General features: G+C 65.4%; 15 protein-coding genes and 1 pseudogene. 8 read left to right on the top strand and 8 right to left on the bottom strand.

The genetic code is table 11. The annotated features are described in order from the left end of the window. Window positions 1-6: 6 nt before the first annotated feature. From MKK82_RS32440 to MKK82_RS32425, 4 genes are all read right to left on the bottom strand, one after another. Window positions 7-1,242 carry an ABC transporter substrate-binding protein gene (locus MKK82_RS32440; RefSeq protein ID WP_243988005.1) on the bottom strand — a complete coding sequence of 412 codons (1,236 nt, stop codon included), beginning with the start codon at window positions 1,240-1,242 and terminating at the stop codon, window positions 7-9. 247 nt (window positions 1,243-1,489) lie between these two features. Further along, window positions 1,490-3,874, bottom strand: coding sequence for a xanthine dehydrogenase family protein molybdopterin-binding subunit (locus MKK82_RS32435; RefSeq protein WP_238284633.1), 2,385 nt, complete (start codon window positions 3,872-3,874; stop codon window positions 1,490-1,492). Continuing rightward, window positions 3,871-4,398, bottom strand: coding sequence for a (2Fe-2S)-binding protein (locus MKK82_RS32430; RefSeq protein WP_238284632.1), 528 nt, complete (start codon window positions 4,396-4,398; stop codon window positions 3,871-3,873). The genes MKK82_RS32435 and MKK82_RS32430 overlap by 4 nt, the downstream gene beginning before the upstream one ends. Beyond that, a complete protein-coding gene (locus MKK82_RS32425; RefSeq protein ID WP_243988004.1) occupies window positions 4,388-5,260 on the bottom strand; it encodes an FAD binding domain-containing protein in 873 nt (290 codons plus the stop codon). The genes MKK82_RS32430 and MKK82_RS32425 overlap by 11 nt, the downstream gene beginning before the upstream one ends. Window positions 5,261-5,355: 95 nt before the next feature. Here MKK82_RS32425 and MKK82_RS32420 point away from each other — a divergent pair, with 95 nt between their 5' ends. Further along, entirely contained in the window at window positions 5,356-6,048 is a 693-nt protein-coding gene (locus MKK82_RS32420) for a TetR/AcrR family transcriptional regulator (RefSeq protein WP_238284630.1), read from the top strand. Window positions 6,049-6,166: 118 nt separating this feature from the next. Beyond that, window positions 6,167-6,601, top strand: a complete 435-nt coding sequence (locus MKK82_RS32415; RefSeq protein ID WP_238284629.1) for a hypothetical protein — start codon at window positions 6,167-6,169, stop codon at window positions 6,599-6,601. 145 nt (window positions 6,602-6,746) lie between these two features. Here MKK82_RS32415 and MKK82_RS32410 read toward each other — a convergent pair whose 3' ends face one another. Further along, the gene (locus tag MKK82_RS32410) at window positions 6,747-7,970 is read right to left on the bottom strand and encodes an FAD-dependent monooxygenase (RefSeq protein ID WP_243988003.1); all 1,224 of its coding nucleotides are present in this window, start codon (window positions 7,968-7,970) and stop codon (window positions 6,747-6,749) included. 1,116 nt (window positions 7,971-9,086) lie between these two features. Next, window positions 9,087-9,926 (bottom strand): fumarylacetoacetate hydrolase family protein, encoded by an 840-nt coding sequence (locus MKK82_RS32405; protein ID WP_243988002.1) that lies wholly within the window; start codon window positions 9,924-9,926, stop codon window positions 9,087-9,089. 682 nt (window positions 9,927-10,608) lie between these two features. Between MKK82_RS32405 and MKK82_RS32400 the strand changes: the two are divergent. Then, window positions 10,609-11,598 (top strand): annotated as a pseudogene (locus tag MKK82_RS32400) (IS481 family transposase). Window positions 11,599-11,902: 304 nt separating this feature from the next. Here the strand turns inward: MKK82_RS32400 and MKK82_RS32395 are convergent. Continuing rightward, window positions 11,903-12,697, bottom strand: a complete 795-nt coding sequence (locus MKK82_RS32395; RefSeq protein ID WP_243988000.1) for an SDR family NAD(P)-dependent oxidoreductase — start codon at window positions 12,695-12,697, stop codon at window positions 11,903-11,905. Between the two features lie 1,429 nt (window positions 12,698-14,126). Further along, window positions 14,127-15,050 carry a LysR family transcriptional regulator gene (locus MKK82_RS32385; protein WP_243987997.1) on the bottom strand — a complete coding sequence of 308 codons (924 nt, stop codon included), beginning with the start codon at window positions 15,048-15,050 and terminating at the stop codon, window positions 14,127-14,129. 200 nt (window positions 15,051-15,250) lie between these two features. On the opposite strand from MKK82_RS32385, the gene MKK82_RS32380 reads away from it, so the two are divergent. From MKK82_RS32380 to cyoB, 5 genes are all read left to right on the top strand, one after another. Further along, window positions 15,251-17,140, top strand: coding sequence for an FUSC family protein (locus tag MKK82_RS32380; RefSeq protein WP_313902132.1), 1,890 nt, complete (start codon window positions 15,251-15,253; stop codon window positions 17,138-17,140). After that, window positions 17,137-17,340, top strand: a complete 204-nt coding sequence (locus MKK82_RS32375; RefSeq protein WP_243987995.1) for a DUF1656 domain-containing protein — start codon at window positions 17,137-17,139, stop codon at window positions 17,338-17,340. Before MKK82_RS32380 ends, MKK82_RS32375 begins: the two co-directional genes overlap by 4 nt. A 129-nt stretch (window positions 17,341-17,469) precedes the next feature. Next, window positions 17,470-18,549, top strand: a complete 1,080-nt coding sequence (locus MKK82_RS32370; protein ID WP_313902131.1) for an HlyD family secretion protein — start codon at window positions 17,470-17,472, stop codon at window positions 18,547-18,549. Between the two features lie 75 nt (window positions 18,550-18,624). Continuing rightward, window positions 18,625-19,539 (top strand): ubiquinol oxidase subunit II, encoded by a 915-nt coding sequence (gene cyoA / locus MKK82_RS32365; RefSeq protein WP_243987994.1) that lies wholly within the window; start codon window positions 18,625-18,627, stop codon window positions 19,537-19,539. Window positions 19,540-19,541: 2 nt separating this feature from the next. Next, window positions 19,542-21,545: a cytochrome o ubiquinol oxidase subunit I gene (gene cyoB, locus MKK82_RS32360; RefSeq protein WP_243987993.1), complete on the top strand. Its 2,004-nt coding sequence runs from the start codon at window positions 19,542-19,544 to the stop codon at window positions 21,543-21,545. The last annotated feature ends 11 nt before the right edge of the window (window positions 21,546-21,556 follow it).

The following is a 21,556-nucleotide window of genomic DNA, read 5'->3' as shown; positions in this document are numbered from 1 at the left end:
CGCGCCTCACGCCTTGTGGCCGAGTTCGTCGCAGCCGCGCAGGAAGCGCTCGTCGGGCCCCTCGGTGCCGAGGATCGTGAACACGTCGTCCGGCGTCTTCAGGTCCTTCGACTTCGCCTCGACGATCAGGACCGACTGGACCGACTGGTGGTCGCATTTCCGGAAGCTCTGCGGCCCCTTGTAGAAATCGGCCTTCAGGTTCTCCATCGCGGCCACGACCTTGTCGGTCTCGACCGACCCGGCGGCCTTCACCCCCTCCAGCACCGAGCGGACGCCGGCATAGCCCAGCGCCCCGTAATCGGACGGCACGGCGCCGTTGTAGGCGGCGCGGAACCGGTCGTTGAACGCCTTGGCGGAGGGCACGCTGTCCTCCAGGCGCCAGTAATAGGAGGTGCCGCCGATCACGCCGTCGAAGGCGTCGCCGCCGGCCTTGCGGGCGGTGAACAGGAGGACCGGCGCCACCAGCTTGGTGTTGCGCTTCAGGCCGAATTCGGTGGCCTGCTGGATCGACACGACCTGGTCGCGGCCGAAATTGCACAGGCAGAGCACGTCGGGCTTGAGCGCGGCGATCCGGGGCAGGAAGGCCGCGTAGTCGGAGGCGCCGATCGGGTGGCGGATATCGGCCACGACCTCGATGCCCGAGGCCTCGCCGGCGCGCCTGAAGCCACGCATCATCTCGTGGCCGTAGGCGTAGTCGGCGCTGAGGAAGGCGACCCGCTTGCCGGATTTCGGGAAGACGTAGCGGCCGACCGCCCCCGCGGTCATGTGCGGGTTCAGGGCCTCGTGGAAGGTGGTGCGGCCGAAATCCTTGGCCTCGTTGATCGCGTCGGACTGGCTGATCGAGTTGTAGATGACGCCGCGCTCGCGGGCGACGTTGTTGGTCGACAGGGTCACGGCCGCCGAGAGGCCGCCGACCAGGAAGTTGACCTTGTCCTTCTCGATCAGCTCGAGGGTCCGGGTCGCGGCCTCGCCGGGGTTGAGCTTGTCGTCGCGCACGAGGAGCTCGGCATTGCGGCCCTGGAAGCCGCCGGCCTCGTTGAACTCCTTGATGGCGAGCTGGGCGGCGCGCACCTGGTCGTTCGCCTCGGCCCCGAAGGCGCCGGTGAGCGGCACCGGGAAGCCGATCCGGATCGGGCCGGCCTGCGCGGCGGCGGAGCGCAGGAGAGCCGGGGCGGCGAGCGCCAGCGCGGATGCGGCGGCGCTGCCCTGGAGCAGCCGGCGCCTGTCGAAGACCGTTCCCATTCCCGTCCCTCCGTTGGCGTTTCCTCGTCGGGACCGGTCTCTTCAGCGGACCGTGCCCCGTCTCTCGTCGATACCTGTGCTCGCCCCATCCCACCCTCAACCGCATCCTGAGGTGCCGGAGCGCCGGGGAGCCCTCGAAGGAGGTTTCCAGCCGGCCGCGCGATCCCTGGAGGGCTCCTTCGAGGCGGCTCCGCCGCACCTCAGGATGAGGTCGAGGGTGGGACCGGGGAGACGCCCGTGCTCGAGTTCAGATCAGTCCCAGCGCCTCCAGCACCACGTCCGGCGTCACCGGCTGGCGCGAGACCCGCGCGCCGAGGGGCGCGAGGGCGTCGTTGATGGCGTTGACGACCGCCGCCGGCGCGCCGGCCGTGCCGGCCTCGCCCGCGCCCTTGGCGCCGATCTCCGAGGAGGCCGTGGCCGAGACCACGTGGGCGACGTCGATGTCGGGCATCTCGCCGGCCATCGGCACGAGGTAGTCGGCCATCGACCCGTTCAGCAACTGGCCCTCCGCGTCGTAGAGGCAGTGCTCGAACAGGGCGCCGCCGATCCCCTGGACAATGCCGCCGCGGATCTGCTCGTCGACGAGGAGCGGGTTGAGGACGGTGCCGCAATCCTCGACACACCAGTGCTTGAGCAGCCGCACGAAACCCGTCTCGGTGTCGACCTCGACGTAGGAGGCCTGCACGCCGTTGGTGAACGCGAAGGGGTAGTCCTTCGGCACGTAGTGCCGGGTCGCAACGAATTCCGGCTGCACCCCCGGCGGCAGCGTGTCGGGGCGGAAGTAGACGATGCGGCCGAGTTCCGAGAGCGGCATGCGCTCCGTCCCGGTGGCCGCGTCCACCACGGCGCCGTCACGGATATCGAGGCTGCCGGGATCCGCCTGCAGGATCGCGCCCGCCACCGCCAGGACGTTGCCGCGCAGGGCCTTGCCGGCCTGCCACGCCGCCTCGCCGCCGATGCCGGCCCCGCGGGACGCCCAGGTGCCGCCGCCGTAGGGGGTCGTCTGGGTGTCGCCCGAGATCACCCGGACTTGGTCCATCGGCACGCCCGTGGCGGTGGCCACGATCTGCGCGATGATGCCCTCGGTGCCCTGGCCCTGCTCGGTGACGCTGACCGCCGCGACGACGCCGCCCTGGGGATCGAGCCGGATCGTGCAGCCGTCCTGGGCGGAGATGCGCGCGCCGCCGACCCCGTAGAAGGCCGCCGACGGGTTGGTGATCTCGATGAAGGCCGCGAGCCCGATGCCCCGGTGGATTCCCCGCTGGCGCAGGAGCGCCTGCTCTTCCCGCAGGCCGTCGTAGTCCATCATCGCCCTGAGCTTGGCGAGCGCCGCCTGGTGGGACAGCTTCTCCAGCTTGATCCCCGAGACCCCGGCGCACGGATAGGCATCGTCGGGGATGACGTTGCGCACGCGCACCGCGAAGGGGTCGAGGCCGAGCCGGGCGGCGCCGAGATCGATGAGCCCCTCGGCGACCATCGTGGCGATCGGGTGGCCCACCGCCCGGTACTGGCAGGTCGGCGCCTTGTTCTGGAGGACGACCCGGGCGCGGGCGCGGTAATGCTGATGCCGGTAGGGGCCGCCGGTCAGGTTGACGACCTGGTTGGCCTCGACCGCGCTGGTGCGCGGGTAGACCGAGTAGGGCCCGATGCCCGTGAGGTCGTCCATGTCGAGGGCGAGGATGTCGCCCTCGGCCGAGAAGGCCATCCGCGCGGTGACCCGGTGGTCGCGGGCGTGGATGTCGCTCTGGAAGCTCTCCAGCCGGTCGGCGACGAACTTGACCGGGCGCTTCAGCATCAGCGCCAGGGCGCAGGTCGCCATCTCGTCGGGGTAGATGTGGACCTTGATCCCGAAGGAGCCGCCGACATCCTTGCAGATCACCCGCACGGCGCCCTCCGACAGGGCGAGGTGCTTGCACAGGATGTCCTGCATCATGTGCGGCGCCTGGAAGGAGTGGTGGACGGTGAGCATCCCGTCCGCCGCCGCCCAGTCCGCCAGGATCGCCCGCGGCTCCAGGCATACGCCCGTGTGCCGGCCGAACTGGAAGGTCTCCTCGACCACCACGGCCGCGTCGCGGAAGGCCGCGTCGACGTCGCCGACGTCGAGGACGCGCTCGAAGGCGAGGTTGTCGCCCAGTTCGGGGTGGATCGGCGGCGTCGCGGACTCGAGCGCCGTCTCCATGTCGACCACGGCGGGAAGCGGGTCGAACTCGACCATGATCGCCGCCAGCGCGTCCTCGGCCTCGGCCCGGCTGCGGGCGACGACCGCGCAGAACGGCTCGCCGACCCAGGTCACCCGGTCGAGGGCCAGGGCGTGCTGGGGCGCCGAGCGCAGGCCTTTGAAGTGGCCGAGCACGCCGACCCAGGGCGTGCAGACCGCGGCGAGCTCGGGCCCCGTCACCACGGCGATCACGCCGGGCATCGCCTTGGCGTCCGCGGTGTCCAGCGCGACGATGCGGGCGTGGGCGTGGGGGCTGCGCAGGAAGGCGACATGGCCGAGGCGGGCGACGGCCACGTCGTCCACGTAGACGCCTCGGCCCTCGAGAAGGCGCCGGGCGTTCGGCCGCGGGACCGAGCGGCCGATATAGCTGTTCGGCCGGTCGAGGAAGGTGAGGCCGCTTAGGTCCGCGCTCATTCGGCGGCCTCCCGGCGGGAATTCTTCGGTCCATCCCGACGCGCCTCGGCGGTCGCCGCGATGGCGTCGACGATGGCGTGGTAGCCGGTGCAGCGGCAGTAATTGCCCGCGATCGCCGCGCGGATCTCCTCGCGCGAGGTGGCCGCGTCCGCGTCGTTCAGCAGCTCGGTGGCCGTCACCAGCATGCCGGGGGTACAGTAGCCGCATTGCAGGGCGTTGCGCGTATGGAAGGCGTCCTGCAGATCCCGGATGCGGCCGCTCTCGGTCAGGCCCTCCACGGTCTCGACGGTGGCGCCGTCGGCCTGCACGCCGAGCATCAGGCAGGCGCGCACCGCCCGGCCGTCCACCAGGATCGTGCAGGCGCCGCACACGCCGTGCTCGCAGCCGAGATGCACGCCCGTGAGGCCGAAGGATTCGCGCAGCAGGTCGCCAAGATGCATCCGGGCCGGGACGTGCGCCCGCACGGCCTCGCCGTTCAGCGTGAAGGCGACCGCGTGCGCGCGGTCCGGGCTCTCAGGCGCCATGGGAGGTTTCCTCCTTCGCGGTGCCGTCGCGCATCCGTCCGGCCACGCGGCCGAGGACGACGCGGGCGAGGTGGAGCCGCGTCGCGGCCCGCGTGGCCGGATCGTCCGGCGGGTCGAGTTCGTCGGCGAGCGCCGCCTGGGCGCCCGTGAGGTCTCCCGCCTCGATGGCCGCGGCCGCGGCGCGGGCCAGGACCGGCCGGTCGGCCACCCCGAAGAAGGCGAGGCGCAGGTCCGACAGGCCGACCGCGGACCGCCGCCCGGTCGCCGCGAGGCCCACGAGGGCGTAGTCGCCGTGGCGGCGGGACAATTCCTCGAAGCCCCAGACCGCGCCGTCGCCCGGTACCGGAAATTCGATCGCCGTGACGATCTCGCCGGGCTCCAGCGCCGTCGTGTAGAGGCCGAGGAAGAAGGCGTCCGCCGCGATGCGCCGCTCGGTCCCGGGGCCGCGCACCACGATCGTGGCGCCGGCGGCGAGGCAGCAGGCGGGCCATTCGGTGGCCGGGTCGGCCAGCGCCACCGAGCCGCCGATCGTGCCGCGGTTGCGGATCGCCGGATGGGCGATGTGCGGCAGCGCGGCGGCGAGCAGCGGCAGGCGTTCGCGGACGAGGGCCGCCGTGCCGACGTCGCGGTGGCGTGTCATGGCGCCGATCCGCACGACGCCCTCGTCCTCCGAGACGCCGGCGAGTTCGGGAATCGCGTTGAGGTCGACGAGCAAACCGGGTGCGGACAGCCGCATGTTGAGGGCCGTGACGAGGCTCTGGCCGCCCGCGAGGGGAACGGCGTCCTCCCCGTGCTCGGCGAGCAGGGCGAGCGCCGCGTCGAGCGAGGCCGGCCGCGCGTAGGCGAAGTCGGGCGCCTTCAAGCCCTGATCCTCCCGATGGGCTTGCCCATGACCGCCCCGATGGGACAGGCTGGAGGCCCTTATTGATCGTTCGCTCAATAGAAGGCGAATCCGTGATGGCGTCAAGGCGGCCGGCGGGCCGGGAAGACAGCGTCCAGACCGGCCGGCGGCTGACCCCGGAGGCCCGCGAGCGCCAGATCGTCGAGGGGGCGGTCGCCTACTTCGCGGAGGTCGGGCTCGACGGGCACACCCGCGAACTCGCGCGCCGGCTCGGCATCACGCAGCCGCTCCTGTTCCGCTATTTCCCGACCAAGGCGTCGCTGATCGAGCGCATCTACGAGGAGGTCTACCTCAGGCGCTGGGATCCCGGCTGGGAGGCGACGGTGCGCGACACCGCCCTCCCCTGCCTCGAACGCTTCCGGCGCTTCGAGATCGACTACCAGCGCCGGATCGACGACTACGCGTGGCTGCGGATCTTCGTCTCGGCGGGTCTCAAGGGCTTCGATCTCCCCAGCCGCTACCTCGGCATGGTCCGCGCGCGCATCTTTGCGCCGCTGCTCGCCGGGATGCGGGCGGAATCCAACCTGCCGGACCCGGAGGCGCAGCCGCTCGCCGCGGACGAGTTCGAGCTCCTGTTCGGCATCCACGGCGCCCTGGTCTATGTCGGCCTGCGCTCGCGGGTCTACGGCATGGACGGCACCGCGGACCGCGACGCGGTCCGGGCCGCGATGCTGGACGCGGCCCTGCCGGGCCTGCTCGCGACCCACCGCCGGGTGGTGATGGCGGCGCCTGCGGCCGCCGGGCCGTAGCGCCGGGCTCCGAATGTTCCGAGAAGCGCGGTGGCGGCGTCGATGCGGCAGCGGAACTGGCCGCTTCGACGATGACTTCCGCGGAAACTGCGCTAGCCTCGCAGGCCGGAGGAACGCCATGACCCAGGGATCACAACCGGCATCGGCGGCGCTGCCGCCGGACTTGGCCCGCGAATTCGCGGCGGCCCGCGGGAACGGCTGCGTCGGCACCCGCCTCCTCTCGGAGGACGCGCGCTGCCGGGTCTGGACCATCGTCCTCGCGCCGGGCGCGCGCATCGGCTTCCACACGCACGTCCTCGACTATTTCTGGACGGCCGTGACCGCGGGGCGCGCCCGCTCGCACTACGGCGACGGACGGATCGCGGAGGTCGATTACCGCGCGGGCGACATCCAGCACCTGTCCTTCGGGCCGGGCGAGTCGATGACCCACGACCTCGCCAATATCGGCGACACGGAGCTGATCTTCACCACCGTCGAGTTCCTGGCGAGCGCGAATCCGCCCCTCGCGCTCCCGGCCGCCATGCGTGCCGGGGCCGAGCGCAGCGCGGCCTGAGACCGGGCTGGGCGCGACCCGAGAAGCACGCCTGAGGGCCGTACCGGCCGCCTTGCGGCACGCTCGGGGGCCGCGACCGGAACGGGGCTGATACCGACCCGCCGCCTCTCGTGTCGCGCCGTGTGCGACGCGATCGGACGTGTCTCTAGACGAGGATTTCGTCCGGCGGGACCGCCGTCCCGGCCATCACCGCCTCGGGACTGCGGAACCGCTCCGTGGCTGCCCGCTCGGCCGCGCCGTGCTGCTGCGCCTGCAGGTACGCGCCGAGTTCCCGTCCCCGCGCCACGACGGCCGCGCCGTAGGCCCTTCGGCGGCCGTCGAAGGCGGCGAGGGCGGCCTCCACGACGCCGCCGGCCGCGTCGAGGGCCTCCGCCAAGGCGGCCGCGTCCTCCATGGCCTTGGTCACGCCCATCCCGACATGGGGGCGGGCCACGAACGCGGCATCGCCGATCAGGGCGACGCCGCGGGCCGGGATCATGGTGGGCGTCTCGATGTCGAGGATCGCCTGCAGGAACGGCTGGCCGGCACGCAGCATGACCTCGGTGAACGGCGGCGCCAGGACCCGCTCCGCGTCCGCGCGCATCGCCGCCAGCACCTCCGCCTTGATCCGGCTCGGCGGGATGGACAGGGCATGGCGGATGCCGCCGGTATCGGTCAGCAGCGCGTTGAGCGCCGTTTCCTGGGTCGGCCTGTACCAGACCGCGTTGAAGCTCCTCCTCGCCGCGTCCCCGTCCTCGAGGCTTGAGACCGGATAGCCGAGGATCTGCTCGCCCGGCGGCAGGCAGAACGCGAAATGGCCGCCGATCGCCGACCGGGTGGTGGGCGAGAGGGCCGCCTCATCCACGACCGCGCGCCATGCCACGTACCCCGCATAGGCCGGCGTCACGGCGAGCAGGAACTGGCTCCGCACCGTCGAGAACTGCCCGTCCGCTCCGACCAGGAGATCGGCCGTGATCCGGTGACCGTCCGCGAAGCCCGCGACGACGTGATCCTCCCGGTGGTCGACCGTGGCCAGCGCCGCGCCGAAGCGGATCCGGTCCGGCGGCAGCGCGTCCAGCAGCAGGCGGTAGAGACGCCCCCAGCCTGCGAGCACCTGCGGCAGCCTGCGCTCCGCGATCACGCGCCCGTCCTGGTCGAGCACCCTGCGGCCCTCCACCGTCACGCCGAGATCACGCGCGGCGGCCGGGCTGCCGCAGCGCTCCAGCACCGACCGGAGACCCGGATGCGTGACGATCCCCGCTCCGCGGCTCGTGAGTGCGCTCGCCGACCGCTCGAAGACCGAGACGGCATGCCCGCTCCGCGCAAGCAGGCAAGCCGCGGTCAGTCCGGCGATCGAACCGCCGATGACCGCTACGTCCAGTCGCTTCATGCAGCCCTCGAACCGGTACGGCACCCCCGACCGCGCACAGAATGGCTGGAACCGACCTCTTTACCAAGTCGGTCGGCCTGCGCCCGTCGGCCCCTCCGCCAGGCCTGCTCCGAAGCGGACCTTCTTCGTCCCGCCGTATCCAGCGGGCTCAAGCCGAGAGCCGTCCGGCCGATCCGGGGTTCGGGCGGACGACGCCGGCCGTCATGGTTGAACGCGGCGCCACCGTCCGGCTCGGCTTGGCGCGCGGGGCTGTCGCCATCTGCCGTGTCGACCGCGCTGGGCGCTTCGATCACAGGTATCCGAACAGGGCAGCTGTCGCGCGTGCTCGCGATCACGTGCGCGTCGCCCTTCGCCCCGCAGACCGGCTCGGTGCACGAACGCGCGGTCCAGTCCCGCGGCGGCTGCGAGCCGCCTGCAACTGGATCGACGACCTCGGGAAGGCTTGGCTGGGGCGCCAGGATTCTCACCCAGCACGAACACAGCCATTCGTCCGGGACAAGTCATTGATTTTACACGCGCTTCAGCTTAGTGCGCACAAGCAGTTGATACGATCCTGCGCCCAGTGCCAAGGGCGCATTCCGCTGCTCCACAAGGGATCGCAGTGAGCCAAAATTCGAAGAAATGGACGCTCGCTTTAAGCCTCGGCCATGATCGAGTCTTCGTCGGCAAAGCGCCACGGGTGGATCTTGCCGGTCTAGCCGGAAGCGGACGTTCCGCGTCCGACCCCGAGCGGTCATTCCGCATGCGACCCGAGCCAGTCATTTGGACTTCCCGCAGCGAGGCCTAAAAGCGGACGTGGAGCGAGGCCCCCCCTTATGACTGACGCTGGCCGAAAGCCGTCGGTCTACTTTCTGGCGGGCGATGGCACGGAGCAGACGTTGCAGTTCGCGACAGCGTTTTACTGACACCTGAAAAGCCGACACGCTTTCCCGACACATGGGGGGGGCATTCCGAGCGGTTTCCAATTCGCGCAGGATCACTGTCGGGAAAGCGGTCGGATATCAGACAACGCGTTTAGGTTGCTATTAATCCTTTGCCGACCCACAGGACGTCCGCTTTGGGGTTGTTGAGAGGGGAGGCCAACGACTGGGTTAGGTCAGAGTATGGGTCCGGACGCTAGCGGTCTCTTTGCACGACCTTGTTGGTCAACGATCCGACACCGTCTATCTCGATCCGGATTGTGTCCCCTGGCTTAAGCCAGTGGCCGTTCTCCAATCCGGAGCCGTTCGGCCAAGTTCCGGTTCCGAAGAACTCGCCAGCGTACAGCCTTTCCTCACGGGAAACGTGTGCCAGAGACTCACCCAGGGAAAAGCGTGCTCCAGCCGAGGCGCACTCTGCTACGGTTTGTTCATTGAGGATGACCCGACCGCGAAGGTTATCAAAACGATCAATAACCTCGTCCGCAGAGACGACGATCGACGAGATGGCATTGCAGAAGTGCTTCGATTTCTGCGGGCCGAAGCCGCTGCGCATCTCCGGCGCCTGCACGTCACGCGCACTGAAGTCGTTGAAGACGGCGAAGCCCCCGATCGCCGTCATGGCCTCCTCCGGCGTGGCGTTGAGGAGAGGGCGGCAGAGGAAGAAGCCAAGTTCCAATTCGTAGTCGAGCGCGTCCGTGTAGGAAGGCCAGACGATCTCCGCCCCGTCCGCGACGAAGGCGAGGTGGTTGCCCATGTAGTAGATCGGCTTGTGATACCACAGCGATGCAGGCCGGAGCGGCGGCAGATCGCGTCCCGTCACCGTCTTGAACCCACGCGCGATGCCGGAGACAACGGGTCGGAAGCGCCGAAGGTAACCGTATGCCGCTTGGATGTAGTGTCGCTCGTACAGCATAAAGTCGCGGTAGGAGCGAGGCTGGAACGGCAGCAGTGAGGAGGCTCCCGCCCCTCGCTGTGGAGGGCAATCGATGAGGGTTTGGACGAGGTCGGGATGCCGATCCACGTCAGAGCCCGTCATCGGTGTCCAACCTGCCGCGCCTTCGACCTCAATGACGTTCCCTTTGGGCGACGAGGCCCGCCTAAACCTCATAAGTGCCACTCCCACACAGTGACGCCATAGCCGCTTCCAGGCTGCCTGAGCGAACCGTCTGCCAATCTACATCGCTAATTCAGCCAAACAACCTTTGTCTGCTTTCCATCCCAAGCGGTACTCCAGACGACTCAACCGATACGTAAAGAGAATGGTCTTTTTTAAACGCCTCCACTCCGTAGGCTGTTGTTTGAGAAGGGTTGGACGCACACATTAGACTTTCCCGCAGAAGCGGACACTTCGGCGCCAGTCTAAGGCTACCACTTAGATTTCTCTGTGCTGTGCCTAATAGTAGTCTTTCAGCCATCAAACTTTCTAGTAGCGTCGTCGCTAAATTCAAAATGTTGCGAAGTTCAAGTGCCTACCAAAAATGTAACTAAATTTTTTCAGTATTTTACTTATTATAGGATAAATGATTTGATTAAGTACTAAATGTAAATAATAGCTGTAGATGTAAATTTTAAGATTCGGCGTTCTACGAAATAAATCGTACGATTTTTGAAGACTTAATCGTCGTTAGGCCTAGTGTGGCGGTGAGGGTCGCACCATGCTCTGTCGCGGGCTTGAGAGCCCAAGGCGAACGCGGGCTGACCCTCACCATGTAGCCTCGCTGGCTTCGCGCCGGCAGGCAACTCAAAGATACAAGGCAATCCGTCGAGCGATCCAGCATAGTCAAGCGAGCTTGAGGGCGCTCTCGAAGCGTTACGGGATCAATCAGAAGACGGTCGCCAAGTAGAGGAGTCGGGCCTCGGTCGCCGACCAACGCACGGGTCCCAAAAATCCGCGGTCGACGGTGCTGTCACCTGAGGACGAAGCGGTCGTGGTCGCCTTTCGCCGTCATACGCTCCTGCCGCTCGATGACTGCCTCTACGCGCTCCAGGCGACGATCCCGCACCTGACCCGCTCGTCGCTGCATCGCTGTCTCCAGCGCCACAGCATCAGTCGACTGCCTGAGGTCGATGGAGACAAGCCTAAGCGGTCGCGCTTCAAGGCCTACCCACTCGGTTACGTCCACATTGACCTAGCTGAGGTCCACACAGCCGAAGGGCGGCTTTATCTACTCGTCGCCATCGATCGCACGACCAAGTTCGCTTTCGTGGAGCTGCATGAGAAAGCCACCCGGCGTGTTGCCGGTGATTTCCTTCGGCATCTGATCGAGGCCGTGCCCTACAAGGTGCACACAGTGCTCACCGACAACGGCACCCACTTCACCACGCCCGGCAACGTCGCCTCGGCCGCCTCCATCATCAAGGGGGCGATCGCAGCCGGCGAGACCTTCCGAGCCCACAGCTTCGAGTCCGCCTGCGCCCGCAACGATATCGACCATCGGCTGACCAAGCCGCGTCACCCCTGGACGAATGGTCAGGTCGAGCGGATGAACCGCACGATCAAAGACGCCGCGGTCAAGCGCTACCACTACGACAGCCATGCACAGCTCCGCGCTCACTTGGCCGACTTCGTCAGCGCCTACAACTTCGCGCGCCGTCTGAAGACCCTGCGTGGCCTCACGCTCTACGAGGCCATCTGCAAGGCATGGTCCGCTGAGCCAAGCCGCTTCAGGTCAAACCCGCTCCACCAAATGCCGGGAACAAACATCTAGGTGGCCATCTATCACGCTGCCACAGAGCGGACTTTCCGAGAGTCCGAGAAGGGTCGTACGCTACTGTCCTTAATTGTCGATAAAATGATCGATTTTCGTACATACGACAGAATAGGACGAATGTCCGAGTTGAGCGGCAGCGGGCATTGGGTTCGCATGCAAAAGTCGACATTCACCTCGGCGCCTAGCCTGATCATAAGGAAAGCTGCGAAAGCATTGCAGCCTGTAATAATATATTGCTTCGGCCGCTTGGCCTGTTCCCCAATTGTAGGGGTAGGTTTACGATTTTAGCGGCAGCTTTTGGTCAACAGAGGGTCTCGATGATACCGCCATCAGCCCTCAGCGCTGCTCCTGTTGTCGCCGACGAACTTGGCGAGCATAGGTAGACTACCAAGTTGGCAACCTCTTCTACCGACTGCACGCGCTGCGTGATCGAGGTTGGATATCGAGCCGCTACCGCTGCGGCGCCGGCCTCGTCGACGGCCTGACCGTTTTGTAAGGCCATGCCCGCGATCATGTCCTTGACCCATTCGACTCCAGTTACGCCTGGCAACACGGCATTGACCGTCACGCCAGTGCGGCCAGTCACTTTTGCCAACCCACGCGACAAGGCAAGCACGCCAGCCTTAGTGACCCCGTAGTGCAAAGAGTCCACCGGAATAGCGATACCATCGACTGAGCTGAGAAAGACAACGCGGCCCCAACCGCGGTTCATCATCATCGGCACATAGCCACGCGACAAACGTACGCCACTCATGACGTTGACTTGATAAAGTGCCTCCCAGTCCGCGTCCGGCGTTTCAAAAAAGGGTTTCGGTTCATAGACCCCGAGGTTGTTGACAAGGATGTCGCACCGCGGCTCAACGGTCAGAAGATGCTCGCACCCCTCCACCGTACTGAGATCGGATGCCACTGCCCGGACGGTTGCTCCTTGGACGGCAATAAGCAGCCGTTCACGTGCGATGGACAGAGTGTCTTGACGCCGCCCCGTCAGTATGACGGTCGCGCCTGCGGCGGCGAGGCCATGTGCACAGCCCCATCCGATCCCGAGCGACGAACCAGTTATAACCGCCGTCTTGCCGGTCAGGTCGAGGATCATTTTTGGTCTGCCCCTTTGTTGACTTGAATTTAGTTCGCATTCGAGGAATGATTTGGATCACGCGCGCCTTTCGTTGCGTGACAGGCCGACCAGCTACCAGAATTGTGCGCCTAACTTCACCCTTGGTATCGGCTATCCAGGAGTGTCGAATGCCGTCGGAGCGACCTATGGCCCACGGAAGCAGACGTCATTGGCCAAGCAATTGCCGCATCAATATTCGTTCGAACCAACGTTCATCAGTATTATCGGTTCGCAATATTTGACGTGACTATTGAAATTGCGGTGGGGCCATCCGCTATCTGAAGCATTGCGGCTCCGGCAGCTACGAAGCCAGCCATCGCTCGTAAATCAGCGGGCTGTCGGGTGTCACGGGAGATGGCGTCTGCCTCTTGCTCAAGCCGGGCATTACAGGTGCGGGACGGCACCCTTCCGTTCGGTGTGCACGCATCATGGCGGGCGCAGGCTGCATCCAACATATCGATCGGTGGCGACGGGGCGTTGTTGCCCGGGCCGCAGTAGTTGCCGTGGATCAACATCCTCGGTCCTCCCATGGCCGGAGGCTCGGCCAATGCTGGGGTAACAAGGCCAATTGCAAGGGCGAGAGCTCCGATGTTCATGTTCGACATGGCGTCACACTCCCAGACAAGCTTCATTGAGGCCTTCCGAGCGCACCTCGCTCAGACGACGACTATGATTGAGGGTGAAGAATAAAGATCTGCTACGAGGTTTCAGAGCATCGGGGCACGCCGCTGCTTCTGCACGACCAATAACGCCCCGAGGGCAGCGGCGTTCACGAATAGAGCCCAGCCATAACTGTTGAGCGCGTGCGGTCCGACCGATGTTCCTAACATGCCGAACCCGACTAGTGATCCCAGGATGGCCAGCCCAACCAATACGAATGCCAAGATTAGCATCACGCCCTCCGATTTTTATGGAGACCAAGTTTCATCACAAATGTTGAGGCGCCGATCGGTTCCAGTGCCGATGCATAAAATCTATAGGGAGATATAACATACATGTTATCACTTAATCGTCTGAGGACTTGCCGTGTGGCAAGCGCTTGTCTCTTATCGCTTCGATCGCCGCCGCTGCCTGGCCATCCTGACCTATCATTAGGATCCAGATCTTACTCCGGGGGGGGCTTCATAGAACTTAAAGATTGCTTGACTCTGGGCCGACCGCTTCGATTGAGGGATAACGCTGAAGTTATCGCACTCGATAGCCCTTTGCTGTCAGAGTTCCTAAAATAAGCGTTGCACCCCCTGTATTCTCAATTTACGAGTTACTCGAGACTCAAATCCAAGGATGCAACCACCCATGCCGTTCCTTGCGGAAGTGAAACATGAGAGACCTGCTCGGATCGTGTCTGTGATGGCGCATCTCGCTCTTTCGCCGTGGAGCGGACCGAAAATAAACGGTTCTGACTGCCTCAATGCGTACATGTGTTAGCGTCTTGATCAGCTCCCACCCGATCGTCGGAAAACGACAGCTGTGCGGCGGTCTGCAATACGCCACAGAACGCTTCGACTTCTTCCGATCGGGTTGGAGACTTGCGTTCGAAGACAAAGACCGATTGCGGCAGGGAAGGCAGGCCCTCTTTTGCGTCAACGGGGGTGACGTGGGCGATCTTCGTCCGCGGCGTGCAGGCCGAGACCCCGAGGCCCGCCTGTATCGCGGCTTCAAGAATTGCCATGGATCCCCCCCCGAACACGATGCGCCACGTCCGAGACGCCGCAGCCAGAGTGGTCAGCACATTGTCGCGCAGGACGCCGGCAGCTGGCAGGACGAGGGGGAGTGGATCGGCCCTGGAGAGCGCAAGGTCCGAGCGGGCAATCCAGATCGTGGGCGCCGTCCAAATGATCTCCCCGGAACGTCGTGCCGGATCCTGACGAGCGACGACGACGTCGAGATTTCCATCGTCGAGTATCTTGAACAGGGTTTGGCTCGGGAGGGCACATACCGCCTCGAACCGGAAACCGGGATGCAGGCGGGCGAAAAGGGCGAGGACTGCGGGCAAGGCCGTCCGGCCGAACTCCTCGCCGATCCCGATCCGAAGCAAAGTGTCATGCCGAGCTGGCAAGCTGAACTGGCGGCTCATGTCGGCTCCGAGCTTGGCCATAGCGCGGGCGTAGATCAGCACGGCCTCGCCATCGACGGTCAAGTGGACACCGGCGGGGGTACGATCGAACAGCCGCCGCCCGAGCTTCTCCTCCAACCTCCTAACCAGCTGGGTGATGGCCGGCTGCCGCACGCCCAGCAGCGCGGCCGCGCTGTGAAAGCTGCCCTGCTCAACCACGCTGAGCAGCGTTCGGATCTGTTCGCGAGTGAGGATGCTGTCGAAGGGGTCAATCACCGATGAGATCCTCGATGTCTAAAATGATCCGGCACAAGCGCTATATCGGCATTCCATCTAACTGCCGGACGCGCATGGTACAATATAAATCCGCAGAAATTCTCTAAGCTTCACTTGCGTCTACTAAAATTTATAATTATAACTCTTGAACTAGGCTGGCTAAATGGGGCGGCAATTGATATGCTAGCTGTTATTGCTAGATGCGCGCAATGTTGAGTTGGCCGGCCATTCACGTCTTCGCAGACGGTCGTTTTGCCGGGTTGCCGTCGCGCCGCTGGCTGTTCGCATTGCGCGTGTGGCTCGCTATTCACCTGGCGCTGGGGGTGGCGTTTTGGATCCAGCTCGACGGCGCCGAGAGTGCCGGCGTCATCGCCGCCATGCTAGCACTTCAAACCCGCGGCCAGGTCGTCGAGAAGTCGATCTGCTGCTTCCTCGGCACGATCGTCGGCGGCGCGATGGCGATCGTGATCGTTGGGTTGTTCGCGCAGACGCGCGATCTCTACGTGCTCGCCTATTCAGCTTGGCTGGCTGTGTGCGTGTTCGCAGCCGGTTTCCTCGACGGCAATCGCGCCTACGGCGCGGTGGTCTGCGGCTACACCGTCTCGATCGTCGCCGTGATACATATCGACGACCCGGCCAGCCTGTTTTCCGAGGTCATCAATCGCTGCGCGGCGATTGCCATCGGTATCGCCAGCATCATCCTCGTCATCGACGTCTTCGCCGGCCCCGATCTTGGGCCGACCCTACTCGACCGCATCCAGAGGGGCATCACGACGGTCCGCGCCTTCACGGACGGTCTGCTGCGCGCCGGACCGGATGCCGGCACCGACGCACAAGCAGCAGCACTTTTAAGCGCCGCCTCCAATCAGCACCTCCTGCTCAACGCGCTGCCGGCCGAGGCGGTGTCGGGCTCGGCCCGGGCCGGGGCCGTGCGCGCCACGCTCGCCGCCCTAGTCGGCGAGATCCGCGCGGCGCGCGCCCTCGCCCTCGCCAGGACTTATGCGCTACGATCCGGCGGCGCCGGGCTGCACGAGCTGATCCTGCGCCGGCTCGCCGGGGAGTTGCACGCACGGCAGGAGGCGGCCGCCGCGGCCTACGCGGCGGCACTTGCCAGCCGTGCGGTGGCCGATGCGCCGCGGATGCCGATCTACCGCTCCCGAGAGGGAGCCCTGCGCAACGCCTTGCGCGCCTTCGTGGCGAGCGCGCTGACCGGCTTCCTGCTTTCGCTCACCGGCTGGTCTATGACCGCCTTCGCCTGGGCGATGGTCGGGGTCATCGTCTGCCTATCCTCGAACGCGCCTGACCCAGGAGCGATGACCAAAGGCGCCCTCATCGGCCTGCCGGCCGCCGTGGTGCTCGGCGGGATCACGCAGTTCGTGCTCCTCAGCGGGGTCGACGCTTTTCCGCTCCTGATGATCGGCACCGCGCCTGCGCTCCTCGGGGCCCTGCTAGTGACTTCAAGTCACAATCCGGCGCTGACCGGCGCCGGCCTGCTCACCACGGTCTACACCATCGTCGTGCTGCAGCCGAGCAACCCACAGAGCTACGACCCGCAAACCTATCTTCTCCTATCTATCCTACTTGTCCTGGTCGCCGTCTTCGCCTTCGTTCTCGTGCGCGTGCTGTTCCCAACGGGCGCAGCGCAGCGGCGGCGCTGGGTGCTCGCGTCGGTGCGCCAGGACATGCACCAGGCCTTGCGCGGCATCGGCTTGGACCGGCCGGAGGACGAGAACCGGCTGCTCGATGCAAGCCGGATCGGGACGCTCGCAAGCCTGGAGGGGGGACGCTCCGTCGATCGGGAGGCCGACCTCGCCATGGCCTTCAGGATGACCGATCTAGCCCGCGCGGCGCGGCGTGTCCGGCGCGCGCTCCACGCCCCCCCGGGCGGAGCAGGTGCAATCGATCGACCGATGAGGGAAGACGCGCGTGCCGCCCTGGAGGCAACCGACGGGAACGGCCTGCGACGGGTCGCAGGCGCGCTGCTCGATACCGGCGACGACGCCCTCCTGCCGTTGGCCGCCGACATGGCCTGGACAGCGGATCTGATCGACGCACCTCCCGGGCCCGGCGGAGCGGAGGTCGCCCGATGAGACAGACCTTCCCGGAACTCGTCGTGGGCGGTGTCCTGATCTCGCCGTTCGTGACTTATCTCGGCGCGGCGCTCGCGCTGTTTCTCCTGTTGCGTCCCGTCCTCGCCCAAGTCGGCTTCGAGGATCTGTTCAGCGCGCCACCTGTCGCGCTGCTGTCCCTCTACGTCGTGATCCTCACCCTGCTGATCGTGCTGTTCTGAGCCATGACGACTGACGCAACCGCCACATCCAAAGGCCGGGCCGAACCTTCGCACGATGGAGAGCCTGCCACTCCCGCGGCCGGCGCTCCGCTCCGCTGGGCCGCGGAGCCGACCCGGGAGAGGGCCAGCTTGGTACAGCGGGCGGCGAAGATGGCGGCGACGGGGCTAATTCTCGCTGCGGCGGTGCTCGGCGCGCTCGTCGTCTGGAGCTACTACGTCCTGGCGCCCTGGACGCGCGACGGAAGCGTGCGGGTGCAGGTCGCGAACGTCGCCCCGCAGGTCCCCGGCCAGATCACCGAGGTGCGGGTCGTCGACAACCAGTACGTCAAGAAGGGCGACGTCCTCTACGTCATCGATCCGTTCGACTACCGCGTGAAGCTCGCCAGCGCAAAGGCGACTGTCAGGCAGGCGGCCGCCGATTATCAGGTCAAGCGCGAGCAGGCGAAGCGGCTGCTCGCGCTCGGAGACGTTGCCACCACCGCCCAGTCACAGCAGCAAGCTGTCGGTTCGGCGGACGCGGCCCAGGCGTCTTTCGAGCAGGCTCAGCAGCAGCAGAACCAGGCCGAGGTCGACTTGCAGCGCACGGAGGTTCGCAGTCCGGTCAACGGTTTTGTCACCAACCTGCTGATGCGGGTAGGGAATTATGCACCGACCGGTACGCCGAACGTCTCGGTGATCGACACGGATTCCTACTGGATCGACGGCTACTTCGAGGAGACCAAGCTCGGCCGCATCTGCGTCGGTGATCGGGCGGAAGCCCAGCTGATGGGGTTCGCGCCGCCGATCGTGGGCCAGGTCGATACGATCACCCGAGGCATCGCGGTGTCGAATGCAGCGGCGAGCACGCAGGGTCTGCCGAGCGTCACAGCGGTCTATACCTGGGTGCGACTCGCCCAACGCGTGCCGGTGCGCATCCGCATCACTGAGGTGCCGCCTGGCGTGCCGCTCGTCTCCGGCCTGACTGCGACCGTGACGGTGCGCAGTGACAGGGCAGGTCAGGCCGCACGCGGACCGCTTGAAAGCATGGTTGCGAACGTCCGCGAAGTCTTCTCGCCGCCGGCGCCCGCACTCGACTGCATTCCGGCGACGCAGGGGGGGACGGGTCCGGAGGCGCGCCTTCCAGAGCCGCAAGTTACCCCGGCCCTAAAACCGGAACAGATCGCTCCCGGGCTCGCGGACGGCCTCACGGCCAAACCTAAACGACCGTGAGGCGCGTGTGGGCGGCAGCTCGCTGAAAATGCGAACGACATCACCGCTCAACCTAAAAGTCATGAGAGGCAGGTCGTGAATTTCATTCGGCGCGCTTCAGGGCTCGGCATTCTGATTTTTGTCACAACAGCCCTCGCCGGGTGCAACTTGCGCATCCTCGATCCGGCCGGACCGGTCGCAGCCGGCCAGCGCACGATACTCCTCAATGCGCTCGCCACCATGCTCTGCATCGTCGTCCCGACAATGCTGGCCACGCTCGCCTTCTCTTGGTGGTTTCGTCCGGGAAACACAGCGGCTAAGCGCCTGCCCACCTGGAGTTTCTCCGGCCAAATCGAAATCGTGACGTGGTCCGTGCCGCTTATGACCATCGTTTTCCTCGGGGGCATCGCCTGGATCGGCGCGCACGACCTCGATCCAGCCAAACCCCTGAGGAGCGAGAAGAAGCCACTTGAGGTCCAGGTCATCTCCCTCGATTGGAAGTGGCTGTTTATCTATCCCGAACAAAAAATTGCAAGCCTCAACTATCTAGTCCTGCCGGTCGGCACTCCTGTGCGACTTCATCTGACCTCTTCCAGTGTTTGGGATACGTTCTTCGTGCCACAACTGGGTTCGATGATCTACACGATGAACGGAATGGCCACGCAGCTCAACCTTCAAGCCAATCGCGAGGGTAGTTTCTACAGCCTCTCCACACACCTGAGCGGCGACGGCTTTTCGGACATGAACTTTGAGACCAGGGTCGTACCTCCCGAAGCATTCGCAAATTGGTTTAGCGGGGCGCAGGCCTCGATCAGCACGCTCGACGATGATGCCTACAAGGCCCTCTCGCGCCAGAGCATCAAAGATCCTCCGGTGACCTACCGGCTCGCGGACGACGGCCTGTTCGACAGGATCGTGGGTCAGAGTCTGCCGCCCGGTCCAGGACCTGAGAAGGGCAAGCCCAATCCGAGCGTAAAGCCCACGACGACCATCTCCAAGCAGGGAACCTGATCGTGCTCGGCAAGCTCACCCTCGACGCGATCCCCCTCGATCAGCCGATCCCGCTCGCGGCGGGTGCCCTCGTGGGCGTGGTGCTCCTCTGCATCCTCGGCTGGATCGTGCTGGCTGGGCATCTGCCGTACCTATGGCGGGAGTGGATCACGTCTGTCGATCACAAGAGGATCGGCATGATGTACGTGATCTTCGCGCTGGTGATGCTGCTGCGCGGCTTCACCGACGCGATGATGATGCGCTCACAGCAGGCGCTGGCCTTCAATGCGGAAGGGTATCTCCCACCCGAACACTACAATCAGATCTTTTCGGCGCACGGCACGATCATGATTTTCTTCGTGGCGATGCCATTCATGATCGGGCTGATGAATTTCGTGCTGCCCTTGCAGCTCGGCGTGCGCGACGTCGCCTTCCCGACGCTGAACTCGGTGTCGTTCTGGCTCACCTGCACGGGTGCCCTTCTCGTTAACGTGTCGCTCGTGATCGGAGAGTTTCAGCGCACGGGATGGCTGCCCTATCCCCCCCTCTCCGAGATCACATACTCGCCCGGGGTCGGCGTGGACTACTGGCTCTGGGCACTGTCAATCTCCGGTGTCGGGACGCTGATGACGGGCATCAACTTCGTCACAACGATCCTGAAGATGCGCGCCCCGGGCATGAGCTACCTGCGCATGCCGATGTTCTGCTGGACGTCGCTGGCTACGAATTTGCTCATCGTCGCGGCTTTCCCGATCCTCACTGCGGTCTCAGGTATGCTGATCCTCGACCGCTACCTTGGCTTCCAATTCTTCACCGACACGAATGGCGGCAACTCCATGCTGTTCATGTCACTGATCTGGGCCTGGGGACACCCGGAAGTCTACATTCTGATCCTGCCAGCCTTCGGCATCTTCTCGGAAGTCGTCTCGACTTTCTCGGGCAAGCCGCTGTTCGGCTATCGCTCGATGGTGATGGCGACCATGGCGATCTGCCTTCTCGCCTTCATGGTCTGGCTGCACCACTTCTTCACCATGGGCGCGGGTGCCGACGTGAACGGCGTGTTCGGCATCATGTCGATGGTCATCGCGGTGCCCACCGGCGTGAAGATCTTCAACTGGCTCTTCACGATGTATGGCGGCAGCGTGCGCATGAGCGCGGCGATGCTGTGGTCCGTGGGCTTCATGCTCACCTTTGTGGTCGGCGGCATGACCGGCGTCCTGCTCGCCATACCCCCGGTCGACTTCGTATTGCACAACTCCACGTTCCTGGTGGCGCACTTCCACAACGTCATCATCGGCGGCGTGCTGTTCGGGGCGTTTGCCGGCTACACCTACTGGTTCCCGAAGGCGACGGGTTTTCGTCTGCACGAGGGTTGGGGCAAGGCATCGTTCTGGTGCTGGCAGATCGGCTTCTGGCTCGCCTTCGGCCCGCTGTACCTCACTGGCCTCGACGGGATGACCCGCCGCCTACAGCACTACGACGTGGCCGAATGGCGCCCCTGGCTCCTCGTGGCGCTCGCAGGCGCGCTCACGATCCTCGCCGGGATCGGGTGTCAGATTGTGCAGCTGGTCGTCTCGATCCGACACCGTGATGCATTGCGCGACACGACCGGCGACCCCTGGGATGGGCGATCGCTCGAATGGTCGACCGCATCACCCCCACCCGCGTTCAACTTCGCGGTTCTACCGGACGTGCACGGCGAGGAACCCTACTGGTCGGTGAAGGAACGCGCCCGCGATCAACATGCGCTGCCCGCCGTTCCGCGCTACCAGCCGATCGAAGTTCCGCGAAACAGCCCCACCGGCTTCGTGTGCGCCTTCTTTGCGACGCTCATCGGCTTCGCCATGATCTGGCACATCTGGTGGATGGCCATCGTCGGATTAATCGGCGCCTACGCTACCTTCGTCGTCTTCGCCTGGCGCGACCGCAGCGAGGAGAAGATCTCTGCCGAGGGCGTCGCCGAGATCGACGCCATGAACCGCCGAGCCCGAACAGAGGCGCTCAAGGTCATGGAGTACGCCTCGTGAGCGCGACCGCT

The sequence above is a fragment of the Methylobacterium sp. E-046 genome (assembly GCF_022829625.1).
GTDB lineage: Bacteria > Pseudomonadota > Alphaproteobacteria > Rhizobiales > Beijerinckiaceae > Methylobacterium > Methylobacterium longum.
Note: the sequence above shows the minus strand (reverse complement) of the source record. Positions and strands in the feature narration are given on the sequence as shown.